The 23,324-nt window shown below is 73.8% G+C and carries 19 protein-coding genes; 9 read left to right on the forward strand and 10 right to left on the reverse strand.

Going from position 1 to position 23,324, the window contains the following annotated elements; genetic code table 11:
* The first annotated feature begins 3 nt into the window (after nucleotides 1-3).
* From ACZ7GZ_RS05740 to ACZ7GZ_RS05755, 4 genes are all read left to right on the forward strand, one after another.
* Nucleotides 4-750 carry an AAA family ATPase gene (locus tag ACZ7GZ_RS05740; RefSeq protein ID WP_471021280.1) on the forward strand — a complete coding sequence of 249 codons (747 nt, stop codon included), beginning with the start codon at nucleotides 4-6 and terminating at the stop codon, nucleotides 748-750.
* Between the two features lie 104 nt (nucleotides 751-854).
* A complete protein-coding gene (locus tag ACZ7GZ_RS05745) occupies nucleotides 855-2,045 on the forward strand; it encodes a vWA domain-containing protein (protein ID WP_471021281.1) in 1,191 nt (396 codons plus the stop codon).
* Nucleotides 2,038-3,141 carry an XdhC family protein gene (locus tag ACZ7GZ_RS05750; RefSeq protein WP_471021721.1) on the forward strand — a complete coding sequence of 368 codons (1,104 nt, stop codon included), beginning with the start codon at nucleotides 2,038-2,040 and terminating at the stop codon, nucleotides 3,139-3,141. The genes ACZ7GZ_RS05745 and ACZ7GZ_RS05750 overlap by 8 nt, the downstream gene beginning before the upstream one ends.
* 21 nt (nucleotides 3,142-3,162) lie before the next feature.
* On the forward strand, nucleotides 3,163-3,801 hold the full coding sequence (locus ACZ7GZ_RS05755; RefSeq protein WP_471021282.1) for an SRPBCC family protein: 639 nt from the start codon (nucleotides 3,163-3,165) through the stop codon (nucleotides 3,799-3,801).
* Nucleotides 3,802-3,910: 109 nt separating this feature from the next.
* On the opposite strand, the gene ACZ7GZ_RS05760 is transcribed toward ACZ7GZ_RS05755, so the two are convergent.
* From ACZ7GZ_RS05760 to ACZ7GZ_RS05780, 5 genes are read right to left on the reverse strand one after another with little or no spacing between them, the layout of a single operon-like run.
* Nucleotides 3,911-5,341 carry an MFS transporter gene (locus tag ACZ7GZ_RS05760; RefSeq protein WP_471021285.1) on the reverse strand — a complete coding sequence of 477 codons (1,431 nt, stop codon included), beginning with the start codon at nucleotides 5,339-5,341 and terminating at the stop codon, nucleotides 3,911-3,913.
* Nucleotides 5,342-5,398: 57 nt separating this feature from the next.
* A complete protein-coding gene (locus tag ACZ7GZ_RS05765) occupies nucleotides 5,399-5,908 on the reverse strand; it encodes a metallophosphoesterase family protein (protein ID WP_471021286.1) in 510 nt (169 codons plus the stop codon).
* 9 nt (nucleotides 5,909-5,917) lie between these two features.
* Complete coding sequence (locus tag ACZ7GZ_RS05770) at nucleotides 5,918-6,928, reverse strand: SDR family oxidoreductase (RefSeq protein ID WP_471021287.1); 1,011 nt, start codon at nucleotides 6,926-6,928, stop codon at nucleotides 5,918-5,920.
* A 14-nt stretch (nucleotides 6,929-6,942) separates the two neighbouring features.
* Nucleotides 6,943-8,052, reverse strand: coding sequence for an enolase C-terminal domain-like protein (locus tag ACZ7GZ_RS05775; protein ID WP_471021288.1), 1,110 nt, complete (start codon nucleotides 8,050-8,052; stop codon nucleotides 6,943-6,945).
* Between the two features lie 9 nt (nucleotides 8,053-8,061).
* Nucleotides 8,062-11,103 carry an FAD-binding and (Fe-S)-binding domain-containing protein gene (locus ACZ7GZ_RS05780; protein WP_471021290.1) on the reverse strand — a complete coding sequence of 1,014 codons (3,042 nt, stop codon included), beginning with the start codon at nucleotides 11,101-11,103 and terminating at the stop codon, nucleotides 8,062-8,064.
* Nucleotides 11,104-11,229: 126 nt separating this feature from the next.
* Here ACZ7GZ_RS05780 and ACZ7GZ_RS05785 point away from each other — a divergent pair, with 126 nt between their 5' ends.
* Entirely contained in the window at nucleotides 11,230-11,667 is a 438-nt protein-coding gene (locus tag ACZ7GZ_RS05785; RefSeq protein ID WP_471021291.1) for a MarR family winged helix-turn-helix transcriptional regulator, read from the forward strand.
* Between the two features lie 600 nt (nucleotides 11,668-12,267).
* On the forward strand, nucleotides 12,268-12,852 hold the full coding sequence (locus ACZ7GZ_RS05790) for a hydrolase (protein WP_471021293.1): 585 nt from the start codon (nucleotides 12,268-12,270) through the stop codon (nucleotides 12,850-12,852).
* Between the two features lie 159 nt (nucleotides 12,853-13,011).
* Here ACZ7GZ_RS05790 and ACZ7GZ_RS05795 read toward each other — a convergent pair whose 3' ends face one another.
* Nucleotides 13,012-13,212 (reverse strand): hypothetical protein, encoded by a 201-nt coding sequence (locus tag ACZ7GZ_RS05795; RefSeq protein WP_471021294.1) that lies wholly within the window; start codon nucleotides 13,210-13,212, stop codon nucleotides 13,012-13,014.
* A 144-nt stretch (nucleotides 13,213-13,356) separates the two neighbouring features.
* Nucleotides 13,357-13,725, reverse strand: coding sequence for a DUF6479 family protein (locus ACZ7GZ_RS05800; RefSeq protein WP_471021297.1), 369 nt, complete (start codon nucleotides 13,723-13,725; stop codon nucleotides 13,357-13,359).
* A gap of 114 nt (nucleotides 13,726-13,839) precedes the next feature.
* Here ACZ7GZ_RS05800 and ctaD point away from each other — a divergent pair, with 114 nt between their 5' ends.
* Together ctaD and ctaF are read left to right on the forward strand one after the other, a co-directional pair.
* The gene (gene ctaD, locus ACZ7GZ_RS05805; RefSeq protein WP_471021722.1) at nucleotides 13,840-15,504 is read left to right on the forward strand and encodes an aa3-type cytochrome oxidase subunit I; all 1,665 of its coding nucleotides are present in this window, start codon (nucleotides 13,840-13,842) and stop codon (nucleotides 15,502-15,504) included.
* The gene (ctaF, locus tag ACZ7GZ_RS05810; protein ID WP_471021298.1) at nucleotides 15,501-15,884 is read left to right on the forward strand and encodes an aa3-type cytochrome oxidase subunit IV; all 384 of its coding nucleotides are present in this window, start codon (nucleotides 15,501-15,503) and stop codon (nucleotides 15,882-15,884) included. Before ctaD ends, ctaF begins: the two co-directional genes overlap by 4 nt.
* Here ctaF and qcrB read toward each other — a convergent pair.
* The 3 genes from qcrB to ACZ7GZ_RS05825 form a co-directional block, all read right to left on the reverse strand.
* On the reverse strand, nucleotides 15,820-17,313 hold the full coding sequence (gene qcrB / locus ACZ7GZ_RS05815; protein WP_471021300.1) for a cytochrome bc1 complex cytochrome b subunit: 1,494 nt from the start codon (nucleotides 17,311-17,313) through the stop codon (nucleotides 15,820-15,822). The two genes, ctaF and qcrB, sit on opposite strands and share 65 nt — an antisense overlap.
* A complete protein-coding gene (locus ACZ7GZ_RS05820; protein ID WP_471021301.1) occupies nucleotides 17,310-17,585 on the reverse strand; it encodes a hypothetical protein in 276 nt (91 codons plus the stop codon). The genes qcrB and ACZ7GZ_RS05820 overlap by 4 nt, the downstream gene beginning before the upstream one ends.
* Nucleotides 17,586-18,019: 434 nt before the next feature.
* The gene (locus ACZ7GZ_RS05825; protein ID WP_471021302.1) at nucleotides 18,020-20,482 is read right to left on the reverse strand and encodes a SpoIIE family protein phosphatase; all 2,463 of its coding nucleotides are present in this window, start codon (nucleotides 20,480-20,482) and stop codon (nucleotides 18,020-18,022) included.
* A 199-nt stretch (nucleotides 20,483-20,681) separates the two neighbouring features.
* Here ACZ7GZ_RS05825 and lanKC point away from each other — a divergent pair, with 199 nt between their 5' ends.
* Nucleotides 20,682-23,294 carry a class III lanthionine synthetase LanKC gene (lanKC, locus tag ACZ7GZ_RS05830; protein ID WP_471021304.1) on the forward strand — a complete coding sequence of 871 codons (2,613 nt, stop codon included), beginning with the start codon at nucleotides 20,682-20,684 and terminating at the stop codon, nucleotides 23,292-23,294.
* Nucleotides 23,295-23,324: the final 30 nt, after the last annotated feature.

Raw genomic sequence — 23,324 nt, forward strand, 5'->3', positions numbered from 1 at the left:
GGTGTGGGCAAGACCGCGCTCGCCGCCGCCCTGGCCCAGGCGCTGGGGGCACCGCTGATCCGGCTGCAGTGCCACGAGGGCATCGACGCCTCGCAGGCCCTGTACGACTGGGACTTCCCCCGTCAGCTGCTGCACCTGAGAGCCGCCGAGGCGGCCGGGGTCACGGACGCGGACCGGCTGGAGAGCGAGCTGTACGACCGGCGCTTCCTGATCGCCCGGCCGCTGCTGCGTGCGCTGCAGACGCAGCCGTCGGTGCTGCTGGTCGACGAGATCGACCGGGCCGACGACGAGTTCGAGGCGTTCCTGCTGGAGCTGCTGTCCGAGTACTCGGTCACGATCCCGGAGCTGGGCACGCTGCGCGCCGAGGATCCGCCGGTCGTCGTCCTGACCTCGAACCGCACCCGCGAGGTGCACGACGCGCTGAAGCGGCGGTGCCTGTACCACTGGTTCGACCATCCCTCCTTCGCCCGCGAACTCGCCATCGTGCGGCGCCGGCTGCCCGGTGTGTCGGCGCGGCTGGCCGAGCAGGTCACGGCGCTGGTGCAGGCGCTGCGGGGCGCCGCCCTGCTCAAGCCGCCCGGCGTGGCCGAGACCCTGGACTGGGCCGAGGCCCTGGACGCGCTGGGGGCGAGCGAGGTGGACGCGGAGCTGGCGGTGGCGACGCTGGGTTCGGTACTGAAGTACCGGGAGGACACGGACCGGGCAAGGGGGCTCGATCTCGCGGCGGTCCTCGCGGCCCGGGGCGGGTGAGGGCGATGGATACGACCGGCAGCGGCGCGAACCCACCACCGGGAGGGGACGCCGTACCGCACGACGGTGGCTCAGGACCGCACCCCGCCCCTGCGGATCTGCGCGTGACGGACGCGGAGCGGCCTGGGGCGGGCGCCGAACCGCTCGGGGCGGACGCCGTGTTGCTGGGCTTTGTGCGCGCGCTGCGGGCGGCGGGCGTCGACGCGGGCAGTGAGCGTCTGTACGCGTTCCTGCGTGCCGTGAGCGCCCTGCGGCCCGGGGTGCGCGCGGACGTGTACTGGGCGGGGCGGGCGACGCTGTGCGGCGGCCACGACGATCTGGAGCGGTACGAGCGGGTGTTCGCCGCGTACTTCGGCCCCCGCGGCGCGCGGGCTCCGCACCCGGTGCACGCCGCTCCCCCGCCCCGCCTCCGGCTCGTCGCCCGTCAGGCACCCCACGGCCCGCCCGCACCGGGCGAGCGGGAACCGCCGGGGCCGCCGGTCGCCGCGCTCGCCAGCTCGGCGGAGGTGCTGCGGCACCGCGACGTGGGCGAGCTGGACGCCGCCGAACGTGCCCAACTGCGCCGTCTTCTGGCCGCGTTCGCGCTGCACGGGCAGACCCGGCGCTCGGCGCGACGCGGGCCGGCCCGGCGCGGCGAGGTCGATCCGCGCCGTACCGTACGGGAGTTGCTGCGGCGGGGCGGGGAGCCGGCCCGGCTGCGGCGGCACACGCGGGTGCAGCGGCCCCGCCGGGTGGTGCTGCTCGTCGACGTGAGCGGTTCGATGGCGCCGTACGCCGACGCGTTGCTGCGGTTCGCGCACGCGGCGGTGCGCGGGGGCCGTACGGAGGTGTTCACCATCGGCACCCGGCTGACCCGGGTGACCCGGGAACTCTCGCACCGCGACCCCGACCTGGCGATGGCGGCCGTCGCGGCGGCCGTGCCCGACTGGCGCGGCGGCACGCGGCTCGGTGAGCTGGTGCGCGAGTTCCTGAACCGCTGGGGGCAGCGCGGGATGGCGCGCGGGGCGATCGTCGTGCTGCTCTCGGACGGCTGGGAGCGCGGCGATCCGGAGCTGCTCGGGCAGCAGATGCGCCGTCTGCACGCCCTGGCCCACCAGGTGGTCTGGGCGAACCCGCGCAAGGCGCGCCCCGGTTACGCGCCGCTGGCCGCCGGGATGGCGGCGGCCCTGCCCAGCGTGGACGCGTTCGTCGACGGGCACAGCCTGGCGGCGCTGGAGCGGCTGGCGGCGGTGGTGCGCGGCGCTCAGGCCGGTGCGGTCCCGGTGGTCCCGGTGAGAGGAGCGGATGGTGCGTGAGATCCTGCCGGCGCTGGCGCGCTGGCACGCCTGCGGTGTTCCGTTCGGGCTGGCCACGGTCGTCGCGGTCAGCCGCAGCGCGCCGCGCGGCCCCGGTGCCGCCATGGCGGTGGGCCCGGACGACGAAGTCGTGGGAAGCGTGTCCGGGGGCTGTGTGGAGGGCGCGGTGTTCGAGCTCGCCCAGGAGGTGGTGGCGAGCGGCGAGGCCCGCCTGGAGACGTTCGGCTACAGCGACGAGGACGCCTTCGCGGTCGGGCTCACCTGCGGCGGTGAGATCACTCTGCTGGTACGGCCGGTGACATCGCGGTCGGACCCGGAGTTCGGCGCGGTCGCCGCGTCGGTCGCCGGGGGCGAGCCGGTAACGGTGGCCACGGTGGTGGACGGACCCGCGCCGCGCGGCGCCACGCGCGCCGTCTGGCCGGACCGGGCGGCGGGCACGCTCGGCACGAGCGGCCTCGACGTCGCCGTCACCGCCGACGCGCGCGGCGAACTCGCGCTCGGCGCCTCCCTCCTGCGGCACTACGGTCCGCACGGCGAGCGCCGCGAGGACGCCGTGACCGTGTTCCTCCAGTCGTTCGCGCCGCCGCCGCGCATGCTGGTCTTCGGCGCGATCGACTACGCCGCCGCCGTGGCCCGGATCGGCGACTTCCTCGGCTACCGGGTGACCGTGTGCGACGCCCGCCCGGTCTTCGCCACGCCCAAGCGTTTCCCGGCGGGCGTCGAGGTCGTGGTCGACTGGCCGCACCGGTATCTCGCCGGCACGCAGACCGACGACCGCACGGTGGTCTGCGTCCTGACCCACGACCCGAAGTTCGACGTGCCGCTGCTGGAGGAGGCGCTGCGCCGCCCGGCCGCCTATATCGGGGCGATGGGCAGCCGGCACACCCACGAAGAGCGCCGCGAACGGCTTACAGAGGCCGGTCTGACCGAGGCCGAGCTGTCCCGGCTGCGCTCCCCGCTCGGGCTCGACCTCGGGGCCCGTACGCCCGAGGAGGTCGCCGTCTCCGTCGCCGCCGAGATCGTCGCCCTGCGCTGGGGCGGCAGCGGCGCGCCGCTGACGACGACCGCCGGGGCCATCCACCCGACCCCCGTCTGACGGGTCCGGAAGGAGCAGGTCATGGAACTGCACCACGAGTTCACCGTCCCCGTCCCGGTCGACGGCGCCTGGCACGCGCTCCTCGACATCGAACGGGTCGCGCCCTGTCTGCCGGGCGCGGTGGTGGAGGACTACGACGGCAGGACCGTGACCGGATCGGTGAAGGTCAAGGTCGGCCCGGTCACGGTCGCCTACCGGGGCACGGCGGTCTTCGAGGAACAGGACGCGGTGGCACACCGGATGGTGCTGGTGGCGAACGGCCGGGAAACCCGGGGCCAGGGCACGGCCCGCGCGAAGGTCACCGGCACCCTCACCGAACGCGACGGCGCCACGACGGTGTCGGTCCGGACCGACCTGACGGTGACCGGCCGCCCGGCACAGTTCGGCCGGGGGGTGCTGGCGGAGGTGGGCGACCGCCTGGTGGGCCAGTTCGCCACCTGCCTGGCGGACCGGCTGGCCGAGCAGGCACCGGCACCGGCCACCGCCGAGGAGCAACCGCAGCAGCGGGTGCGGACGGAGCCGGAACCGCTCGACCTCCTGCGCACGGCGGGGCTGCCGGTGGCCAAACGGGTGGCCGGCCTGGCGGCAGCGATCGGCGCCCTGGCATGGGTGGTGGTGCGGCTGTGGCGGCGAAGGGGACGCGCCAGACGGCGCCGGTGACGGCGACGCCCTGGCGGCGCGGGGCTGATCGCTGTGCCGCCCCGCCGCGGGCGCGATCGGTCACGAACGAGTCACCGGCAGCCGCCGCCGGACCTTTCCCGGCAGACGACTAGGCGTCCCGCCGCCCGCCGGGCGACGCGCCCGGCAGCAGAGCAAGAGCAAGCACCGCCGCGGCCACGTACAGACAGGCGGAGCCGAAGGCCACGGCATGGAAGCCGGAGAGAAACCGCTGCTGGTCCACGGGCGGGCCGACAACCGCGCCGGCCACGGCGATCCCGACCGCCCCGCCCGTCTGCCGCGCCGTGTTGTTGACGGCCGACGCCAGCCCCGCCCGCGCATCCGGCACCGCAGTGATCGCGGCAGCCACCACCGCCGGGGTGAGCAGCCCGACGCCCAGCCCCCACAGCAGGAACGCGGGGAAGAGCAGCGCGAGGCCGGAGTGCGCCGTGGCCCGGGTCAGCAGCAAGAGCCCGGCGGCGGCGACGAGCAGCCCGGCGGCGGCCGGGACACGGGCGCCGATACGGCTGGTGATCCGGCCGCCGAGCAGCGCGAACACGGCGAGCGGGGTGAACAGCGGCAGCAGCGTCAGGCCCGCCTCGAAGGCGGAGCGGTGCTGCACCGACTGCAGGTACAGCGGCAGGACGAACAGGGTGCCGAGGGTGCACAGGTTCATGATCCCGGCGGTGGTGTTGGCCGCGCCGAACGCCGGCCGGCGCAGCAGGGCCGGTGGCACCATCGCCGAGTCGCCGCGCCGCCACTCGGCCAGGGCGAGCCCGGCCAGGGCTGCTACGGCGACGGCGGCGGCCGTGAGCACCGGCGCAGCCGTGGCCCCGTCCCGGCCGCCCTCGATGAAGGCGTACGTCGTCGCCAGCAGGGCCAGGCCGCCGAGGACCAGGCCCGGCAGGTCCAGCGGCGCGGCGTGCTCGTCCCGGCTCTCGCGGACGACGGCCATGGACCAGAGCAGGGCGAGCAGCACGATCGGCACGTTGATCAGGAAGATCGCCCGCCAGCCGAGGCCGTCGGTGAGGGCGCCGCCGAGCAGCGGGCCGGCCGGCAGGGCGAGGCTGCCGATGCCCGCCCAGACGCCGATCGCACGGGCCCGCTCGGCGGAGTCGGGGAAGGCGCGGCCGATGAGGGCGAGGGTGCCGGGCAGCAGCAGCGCGGCGCCGACGCCCTGCACCACGCGGGCGGCGACCAGCACGGGCACCGTGGGGGCGAGGCCGCAGCAGAGCGATCCGGCGCCGAACACGGCCAGCCCGGCCAGCACGACGCGCTTGTGGCCGTACCGGTCCCCGGCCGTGCCGCTGGTGAGCATGAGCGAGGCCAGCGCCAGTGCGTAGCCGTCGACCACCCACTGGAGTCCCCCGACGTCCGTGCCGAGCCCGGAGCCGATGGCGGGCAGGGCGACGTTGACGATCGTGACGTCGAGCAGCACCAGGAAGTACCCGGCGCACATGACGACGAGCACGGTGTACGGGGAACCGGCGCGGGAGGCGGGTCGCACCGCGCGCCGCAGGAGGGTTGCCGGTGTGTGAGCCATACCTCCACGGGTACCACCTGGCACCGGCAATCCCCGTGTGCGCCGCCCGGTCCCCGGTCACACCCCCTGTCGCGGTGGCAGCCGGTGCAGGGTCACGTCGGTGAGCGTGCCGTCGGTGAGGGTCGCGGTGAGGTAGGTGCAGTGGGGCTGGCGGCGCCGGTCGGTGGGTGAGCCGGGGTTGAGCAGGCGCAGGCCGGTCGGGGCGGTGGTGTCCCAGGGGATGTGGCTGTGGCCGAAGACCAGGACGTCGAGGTCGGGGAAGCGGGCGGCGCAGCGGGTCTCGCGGCCCTGGGCGGGGCCGGTCTCGTGCACGACGCCGAAGCGCAGCCCGTCCAGTTCGGCGTACGCCACCTCGGGGAGCCGGGCGCGCAGCTCGGGGCCGTCGTTGTTGCCGTAGACCCCGATGAGCCGGCGACTGCGGCTCTCCAGCAGGTCGAGGGTGGCGGTGTCCACCCAGTCCCCGGCGTGGAACACGACGTCCGCGTGCGGGAGTTCGGCCAGCAGCGGCTCGGGGAGCAGCTTGGCGCGCTTGGGCAGGTGCGTGTCGGACATCAGCAGGAGGCGCACCGGGCCAGCCTAGGTCGTCCGGGAGGTCAGCCGGCGCAGGCCGGTGACCGCGCCGAGTACGGCGGCGCCGGTGCCGAGGACCGTGGCGGCGGGGTGCCGGACCAGGGTCTCCTGGAAGGAGCGGGCGTGGGCACTGTCGTCGAAGGAGCCGTGGGCGCCCTGGTCCTCGGACGGTTCCTGGTCCACCGGTTCGAAGAGGTTGTCCAGGCCGGCCGGCGGGACACGGTCGGTCTGCTGGGAGTCGAAGCCGGTGCGGGCGAGGTAACGGTCGAGGAGGGCCGGAGCCAGGCGGTTGGCCCAGATGGTGGCCACGGTGCTGGCACCGACGTAGTACTGCTTGCGGCGCGGATGGTCGGCCGCGTGCACCACGCCCCGCGCGGCGACCTCCGGCTGGTAGATCGGCGGCACCGGCATAGGGTGTTCGGACAGCCGGGAGCGCACCCATTCGAACTGGGGTGTGTTGACCGCGGGCATCTGGACGACGGTGACGTGGACGTTGCTGCCGCGGTGCAGCAGTTCCGTGCGCAGGGACGAGGTGAAGCCGTTGATGGCGTGCTTGGCGCCGCAGTACGCCGACTGCAGCGGGATCGAGCGCTCCCCGAGCGCCGAGCCGACCTGCACGATCGTGCCGCGGTCGCGGGGCAGCATGCGCCTGAGGGCGGAGCGGGTGCCGTTGACGAAGCCGAGGTAGGTCACGTCCGTGATCCGCCGGAACTCCTCGGGGGTGATCTCGTCGAACGGCGCGAACACCGACGAGAACGCGCAGTTGATCCAGACGTCGATCGGGCCGAACTCCTTCTCGGCGGCCTCGGCGACGGCCTCCACCCGGGCCGCGTCGGCCACGTCGGCCGCCTGCACGAGCGGGCGTCCGCCGAGCGCGGCGACCTCGTCGGCCGCCGCCTCCAGGCCGCCCTCGCCGCGCGCGACCAGCACGACGTTCGCGCGGCGCCGGGCGTACAGACGGGCGGTGGCGCGGCCGATGCCGGCGCTGGCGCCGGTGATGACGACGGTGGGGGGCATGTTCCTCTCTCCTCCTACTGCGTTCGGTACTGCCGGGCCCGCTCCTCGGCGAGGGTCAGCCCCAGTCCGGGTGCCCCGTCGGCGCCCGGTGTGATGCTGCCGCCGCCCGGGTCGAGGACGCCGTCGAAGAGGAGCCGCTCGATACGGACGTGGTCGTGGAACCACTCCAGATGGCGCAGATTGGGTACGGCCGCGGCGGCATGTGCGTGGGCGTGCGGTGCGCAGTGGCCGGAGACGTCGATCCCGCGGGCGTGGGCGAGGGCGGCGGCCCGCAGCCAGACGGTGATGCCGCCGCAGCGGGTGACGTCCGCCTGGAGGCAGTCGACCGCGTGGGCGGCCAGCATGTGCTCGAAGTACGGCAGCGTGTAGCCGTACTCGCCGGCGGTGACGTCCATCGGGAGGCGGCTGCGCACGTCCGCGAGCAGGGCGAGGTGGTCGGAGGAGACCGGTTCCTCGTACCAGGTGACGCCGTGGTCGGTGAGCGCGTCGCCGATGCGCAGGGCCTGTCCGCCGGTGTAGCCGCCGTTGGCGTCCACGTACAGCTCGACCGCGTCGCCGACGCTCGCCCGGGCACGGGCGACCCGTTCCAGGTCGCGGGACTCGCGGCTGCCCCACGACTCACCGATCTTGATCTTGACGCGGGGGATGCCGTCGTCCTCGGCCCAGCCGCGCAGCTGACGGTCCTGGCGCTGGGCGTCGTAGGTGGTGAAGCCGCCGCTGCCGTAGACGGGCACGTCGTCGTGGGCGGCGCCCAGCAGGCCGACCAGGGGCAGGCCGAGCAGGCGGGCCTTGAGGTCCCACAGGGCGATGTCGACGGCGGCGATCGCCTGGGCGGCCACGCCGGGCAGTCCGGCGTTGCGCACCGCCCGGCACATCCGCTCGTTGGCGCGCGGCACGTCGAGCGCGGCCAGGCCGGTGACCGTGCCGGCGAGGAGTTCGCGCACGACGTCGGCGGTGGCCGCCGGGGCATAGGTGTAGCCGAGGCCGGTGGTGGTGCCGGAGCGGACGGTGGCCAGGACGAGGGTGGTCCTGTCCCAGGCGAGGGTGCCGTCCGCCTCGGGGATATCGGTGGGGACGGTGTAGACGGCGGTCTCGACCGCGTCGACGGTCGGCTGGTCGCTCATGACGCCTCCTCAGCTCCGGCGCCGGACCAGCCGCAGCCCCAGCGCGGCGCCCGCGGGAAGGGCCGCCGCGGCGGCGGTCGTCGCCCAGCGGGCCGTGCGCGAGGGCTCGGGCGGGCGGTCGGCCAGGCGTTCCGGGTGGTCGCTGGGCAGGTTGCCGTCGAGACCGAGTGCGAGGACCTCGGCGAGGTGCAGGGCGCGGCGGCCGGTGCCGCCCTCCTCGATCTGGGTGCGGCAGCTGAAGCCGTCGGCGAGGACCAGGCTGCCGGGCGCCGCTCCGCGGACGGCGGGCAGGACGCCCTGTTCGGCGACGGCCATGGAGACCTCGTGGTGGCCGCGTTCGAAGCCGAAGTTGCCGGCGAGCCCGCAGCAGCCCTCGTCGAGGACCTCGGCGTCCAGGTGGGCGCGGCGCATCAGTTCGCGGTCGGCGTCGAACTTCATGATGGCGTGCTGGTGGCAGTGGGTCTGCACGGTCGCCTGCCGGGCGAGCTGCGGGGGCCGCCAGTCGTCGGGGGCGTGGTGGACGAGCTGCTCGGCGAAGGTGCGGACCTGTCCGGCCAGCCGCCGCACGTCCTGGTCGGCCGGCATCAGCTCGGGGGCGTCGGCCCGGAAGACGGCCGTACAGGAGGGTTCGAGGCCGATGATCGGGGTGCCCGCCTCCAGGTAGGGGCGCAGCACGCCCAGGGTGCGGGTCAGCACCTTCTTGGCGACGCGGAGTTGGCCGGTGGAGATCCAGGTCAGACCGCAGCACACCGGCTCGGTGGGGACGGCGACGCGGAAGCCCGCGTCCTGAAGGACCCGTACGGCCGACTTCGCGATGGAGGGGTGGAAGTAGGTGCTGAAGGTGTCCGGCCACAGCACCACGGTGCGCGGGTCGGCGGGGTCCGGCTCCTCCCGGTCGCGGGACCGCCACCACTGGACGAAGGACTCCTCGGCGAACACGGGTGCCGAGCGGGACTCGTCGATGCCGGCGAGCCGCTTGCCGAGGCGGGCCAGGCCGGGCGCGTGGAGCGCGGAGTTGACCAGGCCGGGCGCGGAGCGCGACAGCCGGGCCCACAGCGGGAGCCAGCCCATGGAGTAGTGGGCCATGGGCCGTAGCCGGCCCTCGTAGTGGTGGGCCATGAACTCCGCCTTGAGGGTGGCCATGTCGACGCCGGTCGGACAGTCGGACTTGCAGCCCTTGCAGGCCAGGCACAGGTCGAGCGCGTCGCGTACGGCGGTGGAGCGCCAGCCGTCCTTGACCGCGGAGTCGGCGTGTCCGTCGAGCATCTCGAACAGCAGCCGGGCCCGGCCGCGGGTGGAGTGCTCCTCCTCCATGGTGGCCCGGTAGGAGGGGCACATGACGCCACCGGAGTGGCTGCGGCAGTTGCCGATGCCGACGCAGCGCATCACCGCGCGGTTGAAGGAGTGCTCGTCCTCGGGGAAGCCGAAGTGGGTCGAGGGGGTGGCCGGCCGCCAGGAGGGGCCGAGCCGCAGCTGGCCGTCGACGGGGTGGGGGTGGACGACCTTGCCGGGATTCATCCGGTTCTCGGGGTCGAAGAGCCCCTTCAGCTCGCCGAAGGCGGTCACCAGCCGCTCGCCGAACATCCGGGTGAGCAGCTCGCCGCGGGACTGGCCGTCGCCGTGCTCGCCGGACAGGGAGCCGCCGTAGGAGGCAACGAGGTCGGCGGCGCGCTCCACGAAGCGCCGGAAGTGCGCGACACCCTCGGCGGTACGCAGGCCGAACGGGATACGGGTGTGCACGCAGCCCTGTCCGAAGTGGCCGTACAGGGAGGGGTGGTCGTAGTCGAACTCCTCGAACAGCCTCTTCAGGTCGCGCAGATAGTCGCCGAGGCGATCGGGAGGCACGGCGGAGTCCTCCCAGCCCTCCCAGGTCTCGCGGTCGTCCGGCGGGCGCGCGGTGACGCCTAGTCCGGCCTCGCGGGCCTTGAGCATCTTCTGTTCGCGTTCGGGGTCGTCGGAGAAGGCGACGGTGCTCTCCTTCTCGTCGCGGCCGATGGCCCGGAGCAGGGCGCGGGCCTGCTCGTCGACGTCCTCCTGGCTGTCGCCGCTGTACTGCACCATCAGCCAGCTGTCGCCCTCCGGCAGCACGTGGAGGGAGTCGAGGTAGGCGCCCTCCTCGCGCATCAGCTCGGCCATGCGGCCGTCCAGTGCCTCCAGCTGGCTGGGCGAGCAGTGCTCCAGCAGCCGGGGTACGTCGTCGGCGGCGGCGCAGATGTCCTCGTAGCCGAGGACGAGCAGCGACTGGTACGGCGGCACGGGCACGAGGTCGAGTTCGGCGCGCAGCACGGTGACCAGGGTGCCCTCGCTGCCGACGAGCGCCTTGGCGACGTCGAAGCCGTTCTCGGGCAGCAGGGAGTCGAGGTTGTAGCCGGAAACACGGCGCGGGATCTTCGGGTAGCCGCGGCGGATGTCGGCGAGGTACTCGGTGGCGATGCGGTCGAGGCCGGCGTAGATCTCCGCGAGCCGCCCGCCACCGGTGACGATCCGGTCGCGTTCGTCGGGCGGGGTGGGGCCGACCCAGGCGCGCTGTCCGTCGTAGGTGAGGATCTCCAGGCGCCGGACGTTGTCGACGGTCTTGCCGTAGGCCTGCGCGGAGGCGCCGCAGGAGTTGTTGCCGATCATGCCGCCGAGCGCGCAGTGGCTGTGGGTGGAGGGTTTCGGCCCGAACTGCAGCTTGTGCCCGGCCAGTTGCCGGTTGAGTGCGTCGAGCACGATCCCCGGCTCCACCACGCAGGTGCGCCGCTCGGGGTCGAGCGAGATCAGCCGGGTGCAGTACTTGCTCCAGTCGATCACCACGGCGGTGTTGGTCGACTGTCCGGCCAGGCTGGTGCCGCCGCCCCGGGAGAGGACGGGGGCGTCGAAGCGTGCGCACACCGCCAGGGCCCGGGCGCCCTCCTCCACCGTGTGGGGCACGACGACGCCCAGGGGGACCTGCCGGTAGTTGGAACCGTCCGTGGCGTAGGCACCGCGGCTGCCGGCGTCGAAGCGGACCTCACCGTCCACCTCGGCGCGCAGCGCCGCCTCCAGGCCGGACATGTCCGCAGGGGTCATCTGCGCTCCCTTGAGTTCACCGACGTGCTGCCCTGTCCGAGGACGGGCGAGTACCCGGCAATTACCCAGACAAAACTGAACAGTCGGAGCTGGACAGTTCAGACTGCCGGCCCTAGGATGGACGGCATGGCTGACATCTCCGACTCCGCCGCCCGCACCGCGCGCGATCTGCGCGTGGTGTTCAGCCGGCTGCGGCGCCGCATCCGCGAGGTCGCCCAGGACACCGACCTCAGCCCCTCCCAGGAGTCGGCGCTCACCCTGGTCGGCAAGCACGGAGCCGCCACGGCCAGCGCACTCGCCGCCGCCGAGGGCGTACGCCCGCAGTCGATGGCGACCACACTGGCGGCCCTGGAGCAGCACGGCCTGATCCGCCGCGCCCCCGACCCGGACGACGGCCGCCGCCAGCTGATCACCCTGACCGACGCCGGGCTGGCCCGCATCGAGGGCAACCGGCAGGTCCGCGAGGAGTGGCTGGCCCGCGCCTTCCAGGACCGCTACACGGAGGAGGAACGGCAGACCGTCCGCAGGGCACTGGAGCTGTTGGAACGGCTGTCGCAGCCGTGACACCGGTGCGCACCGGACGCACGGGGACGGCCATCCGCACCTTCCCCGCCGGATCCGGCGGCCGGCGGATCCCGCCGGTGCCGGCCGGCTCCTCGGTGATCGCCGTGGCCCTGGCGCCGATCGGTGCCGCCTCTCGGGGCCCCGCCCAGCGAGGCCGACCGGCAGGTCTCGGCACTCCGTCCGGCCGCCGGGCAGCCCGCCATCGGCCGCCTGACGGCCGTGTACGGCCCGCGCCGGCCCGACCTCGCCGAAGCCTCCCTGGCCGCCCTCGACGGCCTGCTGGGCGCCGTCCCGCGCTCGCCGGGCGCGCTGATCGCGGCGCGAGTCCTGCCGGGCGCGGGAACGTCGGCGGCCTACCCGGCGGCCATGCGGCTGTCCGCGGCGAGACCGGAGACACCGGCCGGGACAGCCCCACGGGAACGTCGGCCGTCACCACCACGGCGCTCCACCCGCACCGCGCCGACACGGCCGGGCCACCCGGCCTGGCCCTGTTCAACCTCGCCGGCTCCGCCGTGCAGCCGGCGACGACCCTGCCGGACCGCTCGCTCGGCCGGCTCACCACCGCACGGACGACCACCCCTCGAAAGGTCTGACCGATTCATGTCGCTCACCACGCTCGACCCCCGTACCGCCCTCGTGGCCATCGACCTGCAGCACGGCATCGTGGGCATGCCCGTCAAGCCGTACGCGGCGGCGGATGTCGTCTCCCGCACGGCCGAGCTTGCCGACGCCTTCCGCTCGCGGGGACTGCCGGTGGTCCTGGTGCGGGTCTCCTTCGCGCCGGACTGGGCCGACGCGGTCCCCGGCCGCACCGAGCACCAGGCACGCGGACTCGCTTTCCCGGAGGGCTGGGACGTCATCGTCGACGAGCTGTCCGGCCATGATGGCGACATCCACGTCACCAAGCACAACTGGAGCGCCTTCCACGGCACCGACCTGGACGTGCAGCTGCGCCGCCGGGGCATCACCCAGATCGTGCTGACCGGCATCGCCACCAGCATCGGCGTGGAGTCCACCGCCCGCGACGCCTACGCCCACGGCTACCACGTCACCCTCGCGACCGACGCGATGGCCGACGCCGTCCCCGAGGCGCACGCGAACAGCGTCGAGCGGATCTTCCCTCGACTCGGCGAGAGCGGTACGACCGCCGAGGTCCTGGAGCTGCTCGCCAAGACCCACAACTGACCGGCAGGCGAGGGGGGCTTGGGAGCGGATGCGTTCAAGGTCGGCCCCGTCGCCCCCCTCGCCCAGGCCAACTGCCCGGTGTCCGGGCGCACCCCCCTGGATCCGGCCCGCCCCGCAGGAGCCGCCGGAGAGCACCGGAGCCAGGGGCGTTCGGTCGCGTCAGTCCTCGCCGCGCACGATGTTGTCCTCGCAGGCGGTTCCCCGCTGCTGCACGGATCCGCGCTGCACGGGTCCGCGCTCCAGGATCGCGGGGAGACAGGTCCGCACTCCCCGCCCTCGCCGACGGCGGGCCTTCGCCCAGCCGGTCTCGGCGTAGGGCAGGGCGGGTTTCTCACTGGGATGCGCGGTCACGTCGTCCATCTTCCTTCTGCGTTCCTGCGCCGGCCGGGGCCGGGCCGCCGGCCCCGCGCGGGCGCGTGTGCGATCTGTGCCTCGCCGGGGCCTGTGTGCGATGTGTGCCTCCCCGGGTCCCCGGGGCTCCAGGCCCGCAAACTCGACGCACCCTCAGGTCCGGCCGCCGCCTCCGCCGCCGAAGGATCCGCTGGAACCGGGCGACCAGCGCGGGCGGCGCTGGTCGTCGGCGCGCCTGGAGCGGACGTTGCCGAGCTGGTAGGGGGTGAGCCGATCGCTGTCGTCCGCGGCCCGGGGCACCTCCTCGGGTTCGCGCATCTCATGGATCTCGCGGACCGGGCCGGTCGGTGGCACCGTGGGGTGCTCGTCGGGTCGCGGCGGGGCCGGTTCGCGCTCGCGCACCTTGAAGCCGAGCCGGAAGGCCCAGATCAGTCCGGCGACGCAGGCGACCCCGGCCAGCAGGATGAGGACGTATCCGAAGACCTGAGCACCCGCTGCTGCTACGTACATGGCGACGTTCATGGGACACCGGGTACCCGGCCGAGCGGCGGATACGACCCCCGATGCGAGGCGTGGCGCGCCGGAGGCCGCAGGTCGCGCGGAGTAGCGTCACCCGCGATGACGGAACTACCCGAAATGCCGGACACACACGAGATCGCCGCCCGCTACACGGCACCCGCCCCGCGTCCGGGCCGCGCTCTGCTGCGCTGGGTCTCCACCGCCGACCACAAGGTGATCGGCCGGCTGTACATGGTCACGGCGTTCTGCTTCTTCCTGCTCGCGGGGCTGCTCGCCCTCGGGATGCGAGCGGAACTCGCCCGTCCGGGTCTGCAGTTCCTGAGCGAGCACGGCTACGACCAGTTCTTCACGGTCCACGGCACCATCATGATGCTGCTGTTCGCGACCCCGATGTTCGCCGGGTTCGCCAACGCCGTGATGCCGCTGCAGATCGGCGCGCCCGACCTGGCCTTCCCGCGGCTGAACGCGCTGTCGTACTGGATGTACCTGTTCGGCGGACTGATGGTGGTCTCCGGCTTCCTGGTGCCCGGCGGGGCGGCGGCGTTCGGCTGGTTCGCCTACGCGCCACTGAACAGCGCCTACTTCTCCCCCGGCGCGGGCGGCGACCTGTGGGCGATGGGTCTGGTGGTCTCGGGCGTGTCGACGACGCTCACCGCGGTGAACTTCATCGCCACGATCCTGTCCCTGCGCGCGCCGGGCATGACGATGTTCCGGATGCCGATCTTCACCTGGAACGTGCTGTTCACCTCGATCCTGGTCCTGCCCGCCTTTCCGGTGCTCACGGCGGCGCTGCTGTCACTGGAGGCGGACCGGAAGTTCGGGGCGCACGTCTTCGACGCGGCGAACGGCGGCGCACTGCTGTGGCAGCACCTGTTCTGGTTCTTCGGGCACCCCGAGGTCTACATCGTGGCGCTGCCGTTCTTCGGGATCGTCTCCGAGATCATTCCGGTGTTCTCCCGCAAGCCGCTGTTCGGCTATCTGCCGATGATCGGGGCGACGATCGCGATCACCATGCTGTCGGCGGTGGTGTGGGCGCACCACATGTTCGCCACCGGCGCGGTGCTGCTGCCGTTCTTCTCGATCATGTCGTTCCTGATCGCGGTGCCCACGGGCATCAAGTTCTTCGCGTGGATCGGCACGATGACCAACGGCTCGATCTCCTTCGAGACCCCGATGCTGTGGTCCATGGGCTTTCTGGTGTCGTTCCTCCTCGGCGGGCTGAGCGGGGTGCTGATCGCCTCGCCGCCGCTGGACTTCCATCTGACCGACACCTATTTCATCGTGGCGCACCTGCACTACGTCCTGTTCGGCACGGTGGTGTTCGCGATGTTCGCCGGGTTCTACTTCTGGTGGCCGAAGTTCACCGGGAAGATGCTCGACGAGCGGCTCGGCAAACTGCACTTCTGGCTGCTGTTCCCGGGGTTCCAGCTGACGTTCCTGGTGCAGCACTGGCTCGGCGAGGCCGGCATGCCCCGCCGGTACGCGGACTACCTGCCGACGGACGGCTTCACCCTGCTCAACACCCTGTCGTCGGCGGGCGCGTTCCTGCTGGGTCTGTCCACGCTGCCGTTCCTGTACAACGTGTGGCGCACCGCCGCCAAGGGCGAGAAGGTCACCGTGGACGACCCGTGGGGGTGGGGGCGGGGCCTGGAGTGGGCGACGTCGTGTCCGCCGCCCCGGCACAACTTCGTGGCGCTGCCCCGGGTGCGCTCGGAGTCGCCCGCCTTCGACCTGCACCATCCGGAGGTCGAGAGCCCGGCCGGGGAGGAGCGGACGCGATGAAGGCGGAGGCGATGCTGTTCGGCGGGGTCGCGCTGTTCTTCGGCGGGTCCGCCGCGCTGTACGGGGTGTGGTCGGGAGAGGAAGCGGGCACGGTCGCGCTGGTCGTCGCGTGCGGGATGGGCGGACTGGTCGCGTTCTTCTGCCTGATCCAGTACCGGCGCCGGGGGGCGCGGGCGCAGGACCGCACCGAGGCGGAAGTGGCGGACGCGGCCGGGCCGGTGGCGTTCTTCCCCGACGAGAGCCCGTGGCCGATCGTCACCGCGCTCGGTTTCGCGCTGACGGCGACCGGCGTGGTCTTCGGGCTGTGGCTGTTCCTCATCGGCCTGGGCGTTCTGGCGCGCGGGGTGTTCGGGATGGTGTTCCAGTACGCGTACCGGTGAGCGGCCTGCGCGGGGCTCCCTGCCGGAACGTCTCCACGGGCTCGTGGTCGGTCTCGTAACCGCCGGTGACGCTCTGCCTGATCTCGCCCGTGGGCACGCCCTCGGCCAGCCGCTCGTTCTCGGCCGCCGTCAGGGCCCGGCACAGCCACCGGGTCACCAGGAAGGCGAGGACCGGTGCCACGACCAGGGCGATGCGCAGCACCCAGGTGATGGCGTTGACGGAGATCCGGAAGGTCTGGGCGATGACGTCGTTGCCGCCGGCCAGCAGCAGCACGCCGTAGAACACGGTGCCCGCCACACCGAGTCCGGTGCGGACGGGCCGTTCGCGGGGCCGGTCGCACAGGTGCCGCTCGGCCCACCCCTCCCCGGTCAGCCGCTGTTCCACGAAGGGATAGGCGTACAGCACGGCGAACAGCAGACCCGGCAGGACGACCGCCGGGAGCAGGACGTTCCACATGAGGGTGTGCCCCGCGACGTTCGTCTCCCACGGCGGGACCAGCCGCAGCGCGCCCTCCAGGAAGCCGACGTACCAGTCGGGCTGGGAGGCGGTGGAGACCTGGTCGGGGCGGTAGGGGCCGTAGTTCCACACCGGGTTGACCTGGGCGATGCCCGCCAGCAGCACCAGCACGCCGGCGACGATGACGGCCAGACCGCCGGAGGAGCCGGTGAACTGCGGGAGGAACGGTTTGCCCACGGCGTTGCGCTGGGTGCGTCCCGGACCGCGCCACTGGGTGTGCTTGAGATGCACCACCAGGATCAGGTGCACGGCGACCAGGGCGAGGAGGAGGCCCGGGAGCAGCAGGATGTGCAGCGGATACAGGCGGGTGATGATGTCGTGGGACGGGTACTGGCCGCCGAAGGCGAAGAAGGCCACGTACGTGCCGACGACCGGGAGCGAGAGCATGATGCCCTGGGCGATGCGCAGTCCGGTACCGGAGAGCAGGTCGTCGGGGAGCGAGTAGCCGGCGAAGCCCTCGGCGAGCGAGACGACGAACAGGGTCACCCCGATCGTCCAGTTCAGCTCGCGGGGCCGGCGGAATGCGCCGGTGAAGAAGATCCGCAGCAGGTGCGCGCCGATCGCGGCGACGAAGACCAGCGCGGCCCAGTGATGGGCCTGCCGCATCAGCAGCCCGCCGCGCACGTCGAAGCTGATGTGCAGGGTGGAGTCGAAGGCGGCCGACATCCGCACCCCGCGCAACGGCACATACGAGCCCGCGTAGACGACCTCGCGCATCTCCGGCTGGAAGAAGAGGGTCAGCCAGACCCCGGTCAGGATCAGCACCAGCAGGCTGTACAGCGCGAGTTCGCCGAGCAGGAACGACCAGTGGTCCGGGAACGCCTTGCGCAGCAGCGGGCCGCCGTCCAGGACGGGGAGCCGGGCGTCCGCGGCGTCCACGAGCCGCTCGGCGCGGCGCCCTGCACGGCTCATGCGGTCTCCGGCTCCGCCGCCGCCCGGGCCACCTCGGCCTCCACGTCGGGGCGCGGCCGGCCCGTCTCCTTCGCGTACTCGCTCACCGCGGACTGCACGTCCCGGGCCAGGTCCCGCCACGCGCGCAGCGCGGTCTCGTAGGTGCCCGACTGGGTGCCGGTCATCCGCCGCTCGGCCGGCGGGCCGTAGGCGTTCCGCAGCTCCTCGACCATGGCGTGGGCCGCGTCGGCCGCGCGCTGCTTCTGCACGAGTTCTTCGAAGGTGTGTGCCACACCAATCGACCCTAGGCACCGCGTCCGGGATACGCCTCTCCAACCTGCCCAAACGCACCCATGTGGCGGTCAGCCGCGGGGTACGGGGCCACCGTGACGGTCAGCCGCAGGTGCACGAGACCCGGCCGAGACCGAGGCGGTCAGGCGCCGGTCCGGCCGGCGGGCACGGTCCGGCTCTGACGGGTCGCCCGGGCGGGCGGGGAAGGGGCTGCGGCGGGTCGGCCTCCGCGCACGAGCCGAACCGCTACGGCGTCAGGGCAGACAGGAGGCCAACCACAGCGGCGTCGGACCACCGGCAGACCCGACCGCGCCAGCATCGGACCACCGGCAGACGGCGTCGATCCCCGGTACACCCCCGACCACGACGGGGTCGCCGGGCACCAGGTCGGCCACGACGGCCCCGGACACCGGACGCGCGCGCCCGGCCGTGGCCGTCAGTCGTGCGGTACCAGGTCGGCCCAGACCTGTTTGCCGCCGCTGACCGGGAGGGTGCCCCAGGCCGCCGAGACCGCCTCGACCAGGATGATGCCCCGGCCGCCGGTGGCCTCCCAGCCGATGCTGGCGGGCTTGACGGGGCTGCGCGGGGAGGAGTCGGCGACGGCGAGCCGCAGCCGGTGGTTGACCAGGCTGAGGTCGAGGCGGACCTGCCCGCCGGTGTGCACGAGGGCGTTGGTGACGAGTTCGGAGACCACCAGCAGGGCCGTGTCGAGGGTGTCCTGCGGAACCTCCCAGGCACGCAGCGTGCGCCGGGTGAAGCGGCGGGCGTGCCGCACCGCCTCCGGCACCCGCCACACCGTCCAGCTCTCCCGCAGCGGACGCACGGCCATGCCGTCGTAGCGCATCAGCAGCAGGGCGACGTCGTCGTCGCGGTGCGCGCCGGTGAGCAGCGCGTCGGCGACCAGGCCGAGGTGGGCCGGGTCGGCGGCGGACAGTTCGCGGGCGAACCGGTCCATGCCGACGTCGATGTCCTCGTCCGGTGACTCCACCAGGCCGTCGGTGGTCAGCGCGATCACCGTGCCGGGCTGCAGAGGCAGCGGGGTCATCGGGAACTCGGCCTGGTCGAGCACGCCGAGCGGCGGGCCGCCCTCCGCCGGGACGATCTCGGCGGTGCCGTCCGGGTGGCGCAGTACGGGGTGGAGGTGGCCGGCGCGCACGCACCAGGCGGTGCCCTGCTCCATGTCGACGTCGACGTAGGCACAGGTGGCGAACAGGTCCGTCTCCATGTCCAGGAGGAGCCGGTTGGCGTGGGCCACGACCACGTCCGGGGTGTGTCCCTCGGCGGCGTAGGCGCGCAGCGCGGTGCGCATCTGGCCCATCAGGGTGGCGGCGCCCGCGTTGTGCCCCTGGACGTCGCCGATGACGAGAGCCACGTGGTTGTCGGCGAGCGGGATCACGTCGTACCAGTCGCCGCCGACCTCCAGCCCGGCGGTGGTGGGCAGGTAGCGGGCGACGGCGACCGCACCGGGCAGCCGGGGCAGGCGGCGCGGCAGCAGGGTGCGCTGGAGCATGCCGACGAGTTCGTGCTCGGCGTCGAAGGCGTGGGCGCGCAGCAGGGCCTGGCCGGTGAGACCGGCGCAGGCGGTCAGCAGGGCGCGTTCGTCGGGGCCGAAGTAGCGCGGGCGGTCCCAGCCGATCAGGCAGGCGCCGGCCATGCGGCCGCCGGCGGGCAGCGGCAGCACCGCGAGGCCCCCGGGGCCGACCTCGGCGAGGGCGGGTTCCAGCGCGGTGCCGGCCGTCCAGATCCGGGCGCGGCCCTCGCGCAGCGCGGCGGCCAGGGTGGGCATGGCGCGCACCGGCGCGTCGGGCCACTCGGTGCGCCACTCGCTGCGCCACACCTCGGGCCAGGCCTCGGGCTGGGGCGGGTCGAGGACGGTGACGACGAGCCGGTCGTTCTCCAGTTCGGCGAGCGCGATCCGGTCGGCCTGCAGCGGCCCGCGCAGGGCGGCGACGACGGCGTTGCCGACGTCCTTGACCGTGCCGGCGGTGGCGAGGGCGGCGGCCAGGCGCTGCACCCGGGCCACGTCGGTGACGTCGGAGCGCAGGGTGGAGGCGTCGGCGACGGTGCCGACGAGCCGGGCGGAGCGGCCCTCGCCCGCGGGCAGCAGCCGGCCGCGCAACCGCAGCCACCTCGGCGCGCCGGAGGGCTGGAGGATACGGAACTCCAGCTCGCGCTCGCCGATGGACATGTGGTCCGCCTCGACCACGGACATCAGCGCGGGCAGATCCTCGGGAACGGTGCGCCCGAGCAGGGTCTCGACCCGGCCGTCGAAGGCGTCCCGGGCGAGCCCGAACAGGCGCAGGATCTCGTCGCCGACCTCGACCCGGCCGCTGTCCATGGCCAGGCTGAAGGCGTCCGGCGGCAGCTCGCCGCGGTCGCCGGCGGGGGCGGCCGCGACGGGTACGGCGACGGCGCGGGCGATCAGCTCCAGGCAGGCGCGGTCGTCGGTGCCGAAGCCGCTGGGGCGCTCGGTGACGGCCAGCAGACAGCCGCCGCCCGCCGGGCCGAGCGGCAGGGCGGCCAGGGAGAAGTCCGGGGACGGGGTGCGCCGTGCCTCGGGGCAGCCGGCCAGCTCCTCGGGACCGAGCCAGAGCGGGCGTCCCCTGCGGTGGGCCTCGGCGACCGGGGAACCGCCGGTGGCCGGGTAGGCGTCGCGGAGTCCGTACAGGGTGCGGGGCAGGCCCGCGGATTCGGCGAGGAACACCTCGGACGGGTCGTCGCCGGGTATGTACACCCCGGCGAAGGACGCCCCGGCGAAGACCAGCGCCTGTTCCAGGACCCGGTGGAGCCGGTCGGGCGTGTCGGGGGCCGCGGTGAGCGTGTCCAGGGCGGCTTCGGCACGCTCCGGCGCCGTACGCGTTCCGCTGATCGCAGCGCCCTCACTCACCACGTTCGCCATTACAGCGCGTACTGGCCTTCGGCGCAGCCCCTGTGGGCGCTCCGGGTGCTCCGGGCGCGCGCCCTTTCCGTTCGAAAGCCGCCGAACGCATCTTGACGCATGAGTTCCGCACGGTGTCCTCGTGACAGGCGTGACTGTCCGCGCCCGCCCGGCTCCTGCGAGTGTCGTTTCCGGTCACACGACGAGGGGCGGGAGGCGCATGGACAAGCGGTACGAGGTGTACGCGCTCGCCGACGGGCACTTCTACGACACGCCCGACCGGCTTCCGGGGGCGGACGGGGCGCCCGCGGCGCTGTTCGCGACGGCGCGTCGCACCGTCCCGGAGGGCTGGCACGCGGCACGCTCCGGCGACTGGCTGACGCTGACCCCGCTCGACGCCGACGGCGCGCCGCTTCCGTCGCCGGCGCAGGGCTGGAAGATCCACTCCTCGGCGACCGCCGCGAACGCGGAACGGATCGCGGGCCTCGTGTGGGACTACTGCGTACCGCGCCGCATCCCGTTCAAGTTCGTGCCCGGCCCGCACCTGCTGCACCTGCGCAACGCCAAGTACGCGGGCCGCGACACCAGCGGCAAGTTCGTCACCGTCTACCCGGCGGACGAGGAGCGGCTGGAGCAGGTCCTGCGGGAGCTGGGCGCGCTGCTGAAGGGCTGCGAGGGGCCGTACGTCCTGACCGACCTGCGCTGGCACGACGGCCCGCTCTACGTCCGCTACGGCGCCTTCGCCCGCCGGTACGTCGTCGACGAGCGCGGCTCACTGGTCCCGGCGGTGACCGACGGCACGGGCCGGCTGGTACCGGACCGGCGGGCGCCGTCCTTCCAGGTGCCCGAGTGGGTGACGCTGCCGGAGTTCCTGCGGCCGCACCTGGAGGCGCGCAACACCACGACGGTCGGCGAGCTGCCGTACCGCATCGAGAAGGCGCTGCACTTCTCCAACGGTGGCGGGGTGTACGCGGGTACCGACACCCGGGACGGGCGCCGGGTCGTGCTGAAGGAGGCCCGGCCGCACGCGGGGCTGGCCGCCGACGGCGCGGACGCGGTGGCCCGGCTGGAGCGGGAGAAGGCGGCGCTGGAGAGGGTCGCCGGGACGGGCGTGGTGCCCGAGGTGCGGGACTGGTTCACGCTGGGCGAGCACCGGTTCCTGGTGATGGACCATCTGGCAGGCCGTCCGCTCAACTCCTTCTTCGCCGAACGGCATCCGCTGCTCACGCCCGACCCGGACCCGGCGAAGGTCGCCGCGTACACGGCGTGGGCACTGCGGATCCACCGGGCGGTGGAACGGGCCGTGGAGGCGGTGCACGCGCGCGGGCTGGTCTTCAACGACCTGCACGTCTTCAACGTCATGGTCGCGCCGGACGAGGAGACGGTACACCTCATCGACTTCGAGGCGGCCGCCCCCGCCGCGGAGAACGGCCGGCAGACCGTCGCCCACCCGGGCTTCTTCGCCCCGCCGGACCGCCGCGGCACCGACGTCGACCGCTATGCGCTGGCCTGTCTGCGGCTCGCCCTGTTCCTGCCGGTGACCACGCTGTTCGTGGTGGACCGGGACAAGGCCGCACATCTCGCCGAGGTGATCGCCGAGCAGTTCCCGGACGTGCCGCGCGCCTTCCTGGACGAGGCGGTCGCGGAGATCACCCGGGATGCGGCGGGCGGACGGCGCAGCAGGCCGGCCCCGCCGGTGGTGCCCGGCGACTGGCCCTACAGCCGGGACTCGATGGTGAAGGCGATCCTCGCCTCCGCCACCCCGGAACGCGACGACCGGCTCTTCCCCGGTGACATCACCCAGTTCTCGGACGGCGGCGGCCTCGGCCTCGCGCACGGTGCGGCCGGGGTGCTCCACGCCCTCCAGGCGTCCGGGGCCGGCCGCTACGACGAGGGCGAGCGCTGGCTGCTGGCCCACACCGCCCCGCCGCCGCCCGGCACCCCGCTCGGCCTGTACGACGGCCTCGCCGGCGTCGCCCTGGTCCTCGATCAACTCGGCCACCGGCAAAGGTCGTTGGAGCTGATCGACGGTGTCCTGCGGGAGAACTGGCGCAACCTCGCCTCCGACCTGCACGGCGGACTCGCCGGGCTCGGCCTGGTCCTCGGCCGGCTCGCGGACACGACCGGCGAGGCCGCCCTGCGGCAACACGCCGCCGAGGCCGCCGACATCCTCGTACGGCGACTCGCCGAGCCGCTCCCGGACACGCCGCGCCGGCGAGCCGGGCTGTTGCGCGGCGCGACCGGACCCGCGCTGTTCCTCCTGCGCTGGTACGAACAGACCGGTGAGGACCGCTTCCTGACCGCGGCGGCCGAGGCGCTCCGCCGTGACCTGGACTGCTGTGTGACCCAGGAGGCCGGCGGCGGCCTCGAGGTGGACGAGGGCTGGCGGACGCTGCCCTACCTCGGCGACGGCAGCGCGGGGATCGGGCTGGTCCTCGACGACTACCTGGCGCACGCGGACGGCGGGGAGTTCGAGCGCGCCCGGACCGCCATCCTGACCGCCGCCACCTCGCGTTTCTACGCCCAGCCGGGTCTCTTCCAGGGCCGCGCGGGAATGGTCCTGCACCTGGCCCGCAGCACCGCGCCGGGCGCCACCCGGGAGCGGCTGGAGGAGCAGATCGCCGGTCTCGGCTGGTTCGCGATGGACTACCAGGGCCAACTGGCCTTCCCCGGCCACCAGATGATGCGGCTCTCCATGGACCTCGCCACCGGCACGGCAGGCTGTCTGCTCGCGCTCGCCGCGGCACGCGAGGACGCCCGCACCGCGCACCTGCCCTTCCTCCCGCCGCCGCCGGCGGCCCACACACGCGGCTCCGCACCAACGGAGCCGTGACGCACCACCCCCGTCCCCAACCGAGAAAGG

The sequence above is a fragment of the Streptomyces sp. NPDC037288 genome, assembly GCF_055603265.1.